Here is a 4,663-nt window from a genome sequence, read left to right as displayed (position 1 = left end):
AGCGCGCGGTAGGGGCAATTCATGAATTACCCCTACCGTCCAACCGGCAGCTCACCTCAGTAGGTGGATCCCCGGTCGGTGAAATTGATTACCAAAAGGTTGGAATGTGGACGTGACAAGCAAATCCCTTCGAGAAATCCTTCGGAGGGGCACGCTTGTCGTGCCCGGGAAACAGAACCTCGCTCCCGCGCGAAACCATGTGAACGTCCGCGCCCCCATCGCCAGAGGAAAAGCGGCAAGTTGTCGCGAGAAGACCGGATAGGAAATATTCACGCTGCTGGTGTAGAATCATGGGAAGAGGTTGGATGTAACTTGCGAAAAAATTTTCAGGGGAGGTCGTGGACGCATGACGTTTAAGGTGCCAGGATCCTGGAGAACAATTCTCGCTGTTCCCTGTTGCTATTGCGGGAAAGGCTCATCGGCGGGACGCGTGGCTTTTTGGAGCCTTGTTCTCAGCAGCCTTCTTTTGACTTTGGGTTGTACTCCGCGACAGGAAGTCTCCTCCTCCAACACGTCCCGCGACCAGCCTGCTGCTGAGGTTTCCGGCTCATCCGCGGAACAAGCGACACCTGCCGAAGCAGTTTCCTCGACCGGCAGTTCATCCGACACCCGCTCCCCCCATGTTGCCCTGCGGGATGTTGACGCCCAGACTCTGACCGCAGCCCTCCGAGCGGCAAATCCCGGCTTCACGGGTGAGGCCATTGTGGAAAACCAGGATGGTGTGATTGTCGTGGCCATCAATGCACCCGAGGTCCACGATATCTCCCCTTTGGCTGGTCTACGAATTCACAAGCTGGACCTCTATCAGTGCTCGGTCAGCGATCTGACGCCGCTGTCGGGACTCCCCCTGGAAGCCCTCGCGCTGGACAGAACAAAGGTCACCGATTTGAGGCCCCTCAGCGGCATGCCCCTCCAGTACCTCTCGCTCAGCGAAACCGACGTGAGCGATCTGACACCGCTGGCGGGCTGTCCGTTGAAACAGCTCAACCTTATCCGCACGAAAGTGTCCGACCTTTCCCCTCTTGCCCGATGCCCCCTGGAAACGCTCTGGCTCAATGAGACGCCGGTCAAAGACCTCTCCCCGCTCCGCAACGTACCGCTTGTCAGTCTCACCATCGCGGGCACCCCTGTGGAGGACCTGTCGCCGCTGAAAGGCATGCCCCTCAAACGCCTGCATATCGCGCGGTCGCAGGTCACGGATCTGACCCCTCTCCGCTGGTTGCGTCTGGAACGCCTGGTTTTCACCCCCTCGCGGATCAAGACGGGGCTCGACATCGTTCGGAACATGCCCACATTGCGGGAAATCGGAACCGCGTTCGGCGAATCGGACTGGGGAATCGAAGACCGCATGATGCCGCCCGACGAATTCTGGGCACTCTACGACGCGGGGAAAATCACAGAGTGACCCTTTTGACGGCTTCCTCACAGGATTTACGGCAGCAAACCACCAGCAATCGAAGGTCTATCTTTCCTTCCCGCAGGCGGCCAATTCCAGCGCCTGGAGGAGACGTCGCGCTTTGTGCCAGGTTTCCCGGTATTCGGCATAAGGATCCGACCGTGCCACGATCCCACCGCCCACCGAGAAGATGCACCAGTCCCGCCAACAGAGGATCGTCCGAATGAGAATATTGAGGTCTGCCGAGCCATCCAAGCCAATATAGCCGAGGCTGCCACAGTAGGGACCACGGACGTGGGGTTCCAGTTCTGCGATGATTTCCATTGCCCGGGGCTTGGGGGCACCGGTCACGGAGCCACCCGGAAAGCAGGCAGCCAGCAGGTCAAAAGCGTCGTGCTGCGGTGTCAGGTCTCCCTCGATGACAGACACAAGATGAAACACGCCAGCGTAGCGTTCCAAGCCGCACAGGCTTGTGACCTGGATACTTTCCGGCAGACAAACCCGGGACAGATCATTTCGCAGCAAGTCAGTGATCATGATGTTCTCCGCCCGATCTTTCGCGGAGGCCAGCAATTCCGCAGCGATCGCGTCATCCGTGGCAGGAATTCCCGTTCTGGCACGTGTCCCTTTGATGGGTCTGGTTTCCACATGGCCTCCCATCACGCGGAGGAATCTTTCAGGAGAGGCGCTGAGAAGCTGGGCGTGCCCAAAATCAAAGTAGGCCGCGAAAGGAGCTGCATTGACTTTGCGGAGGTGCCGATACAAGGTCAACGGGTCTGCCGGCCTTGGTGTTGCCAGCCGCTGGGCAAGATTGACCTGAAAAACGTCGCCTGCCCAAATGTAATCCACCGCTTTTCGCACCGCCTCCCAATATTCCGCGGCCGAAAAATTACTCGTCAATGGAAGTGCGAAGCGAACGTCATCGACTGCAACAGGGACTTGCTTTTGCAGTCTCTGATCAGTTTCCGCCGGGCGTTCGGCGTATTCGCGCCTAAAGGGATGACGTTCAGCGCGAAAGAAATGGCCGCGTCCACTGATCTCTTCTCCCGAGCGACCGACCGAAGAAACGTCTGCCTCCTCGAGTTTCTCTGCATCAGCCACAAGTTTTTGGAAATACTCGAGGCGTGATCGGGCCCGTTTTTTGCGGTCCTCGCCCGGGCCACAGGGAATCCCCTGCGAGACAAGCCAGGCTCGATGATGCCAGTGATCAGCGGCGAGGACAACGTCGTAGAGGCCCACGGCCCACAGCGGCCAGCCGCAGTCATCAGTTTGTGCCGGCGGCACATCCTCAAACGCTCGATTGAGCTCATAGCTCCAGAAGCCCGCCAGACCACCCTGAAACGGTGGGAGGTCTTCTCGCACTGGCTGACGAAACGCGCGGACATAACAGGCGAGTCTGTGGAATGCGGTCGCCGCTTGCTCTCCGGTAGCGTCGGAGGGCAGGAGGAAAAACTCCGGAGGATCGGCCATCAAGAACGAGTATCGCCCAAGCGCACAGTCATCGGCAGCCCCCTGCGGTGAATCGAGGAAAAGGACGTAGGGCAGGCGGGAAAAAGCGGCCAGCAGACGGTCCCAATGGGGCCACGGTATCTCTGTGACAAGAGGAAATTCGAACGGGGTCACGAGTGAGCCGTTTTCTCCGTTTCCGAACAACCCTTGACAGGCCGACGCCGGGCCAATCGCCGAATCCGCCTTTCCCGAGGAGAAGGCTCCGCCACGGTGTGCAGCCCCCAGTGCAAAGCCTCGTCCTGCCAATAATTTTTGCCCAGATCGCGCGCTATGGTAGCCTTACATAGCTCATAGCCGAGATAAAAAGCGGTGTCCGGATCCAGGTGACGTCCGGCGTCCTTCGCCGCATCCGTGATTGCTTCAAACAGCTCGTAGGGATCGGAGGACCGCAATTCCCGGCCGAAAGCCCACGCACACAGTTGGCTCGCTTGCACAAACAGCCGGGGAGACGGATCGCGAATTTGTTCCCGGAGCTGCTGCCAGTATTCTTCGTTGCTGTTGCTGATGTGGTCATCCCGGAGCATAGCCAGGGAACAGTCCAGACTCCTCGGCGAGACGCCATACCGGTGTGCACAGTGGATCATCCTTCGAATCACATCACATTCGCGCACCGAAGTCCGGGCGGTGTTGACCTCCTGGGTTGTCAAGATCCATCGCGCTCCGATTTCCTGGGCGAATCCCAGCAAAAGGAGCAAAAGCGGTCCGGAATCCGCCGCCGAGTGAAAGAGGATCGGACACAGATCAAGCGCTAACGGAAGGTCCGGCCAGATATGGCGGGCCTCCACACTGCGGAGCATGCTCTGAGTGAATCCCAAACCGACCGGAATGAGAGACTGCTTGAGGATCGTCGGCCGTTGAATCCTGGCCAGCGATTCCAATGTTTCTTCCACACCCTCCCAGGTACCCGGAAGACAAGGCTCAATCACAAGATTCGTGTTTTCGGGCAAGTCTTCAGGCACTTCCAGCAACGGCTCAACAAAATCCGCACCCGCCGCAAGCGCTGCCCGCCATGTAGAGAGCTCGAGAGTCCTTACCCAAACCTTATGCCCATGTGAATGCAAAGCCTTGATCATCCGGGCCATCTGCGGTCGAGGCTCTCGATCCTCGTGCCACAGGCCGATGGCGTCAGCCCCGTCGGCTACCAGACGGTCCGCCAAATCCAGCAAAGTGGGGAGGGGAAGGTCGGCCGCGTCTTTGACCACAGCCACAATCCGCAGGGAGTACTCGTCCTGCGGTAAACACGGCCGATGCCGCTTCCGAAAATATTCAGGAAGGTCATGGAGGTCGTTCGGACCACGTTCCACGGGGATTCCCAATCTGGCCTCCAACTCGTGAACGTCGCCCAAGCAGCGTCCCGGAAGGAGAACCCGGGTTACTTGAGGGGGCACCTTCAACCGCTCGGCAATCCAGGGCACGCTCATCAGCCCGGCAATGGTAATGGGCATGACCGCCACCGTGTATTGAAAATCGTAACTGGCGGCCAGGTCGGGCAGAAGACGCCGCAGAAACGGTTCCGCGAGACGTCCGGTGACAAACAGAAAATGCTCCGAAAAACCACGTTCTGCGGAATCCATTGCGTCCCTCCGGAGGTACCTTTCACCCCACCGGACATGATATGGGCCGAGAGGTTTCTTCAGCGGCCGTTGCACCACCGACCGAGGGGCCGTGGTCTGTTGGTCAAATGGAGGCCACCCCCCTCCGCACAGGCGCTGCGGTCGAGATCGGGAATTTTCGATCCCGACCCTGCCTGGTCAACGT

At 59.0% G+C, this 4,663-nt stretch carries 3 protein-coding genes; 1 reads left to right on the top strand and 2 read right to left on the bottom strand.

From position 1 onward, the window contains the following. Positions 1-346: 346 nt before the first annotated feature. Entirely contained in the window at positions 347-1,405 is a 1,059-nt protein-coding gene (locus tag H5U08_RS09670; protein ID WP_297032503.1) for a leucine-rich repeat domain-containing protein, read from the top strand. 57 nt (positions 1,406-1,462) lie between these two features. On the opposite strand, the gene H5U08_RS09665 is transcribed toward H5U08_RS09670, so the two are convergent. Beyond that, a complete protein-coding gene (locus H5U08_RS09665; protein WP_297032502.1) occupies positions 1,463-3,019 on the bottom strand; it encodes an anthranilate synthase component I family protein in 1,557 nt (518 codons plus the stop codon). Continuing rightward, positions 3,016-4,479, bottom strand: coding sequence for a DUF6513 domain-containing protein (locus H5U08_RS09660; protein WP_297032499.1), 1,464 nt, complete (start codon positions 4,477-4,479; stop codon positions 3,016-3,018). The genes H5U08_RS09665 and H5U08_RS09660 overlap by 4 nt, the downstream gene beginning before the upstream one ends. Between the last annotated feature and the right edge of the window lie 184 nt (positions 4,480-4,663).

The sequence above is a fragment of the Thermogutta sp. genome (genome assembly GCF_014359955.1).
Lineage (GTDB): Bacteria > Planctomycetota > Planctomycetia > Pirellulales > Thermoguttaceae > Thermogutta.
The sequence above is the reverse complement of the archived record's forward strand: the minus strand, read 5'-3'. Positions and strand labels throughout refer to the sequence as shown.

Coding starts and splice junctions, on each gene's coding strand:
- H5U08_RS09670 (WP_297032503.1), top strand. CDS start 347: ATGACGTTTAAGGTGCCAGGATCCTGGAGAACAATTCTCGCTGTTCCC.
- H5U08_RS09660 (WP_297032499.1), bottom strand. CDS start 4,479: ATGGATTCCGCAGAACGTGGTTTTTCGGAGCATTTTCTGTTTGTCACC.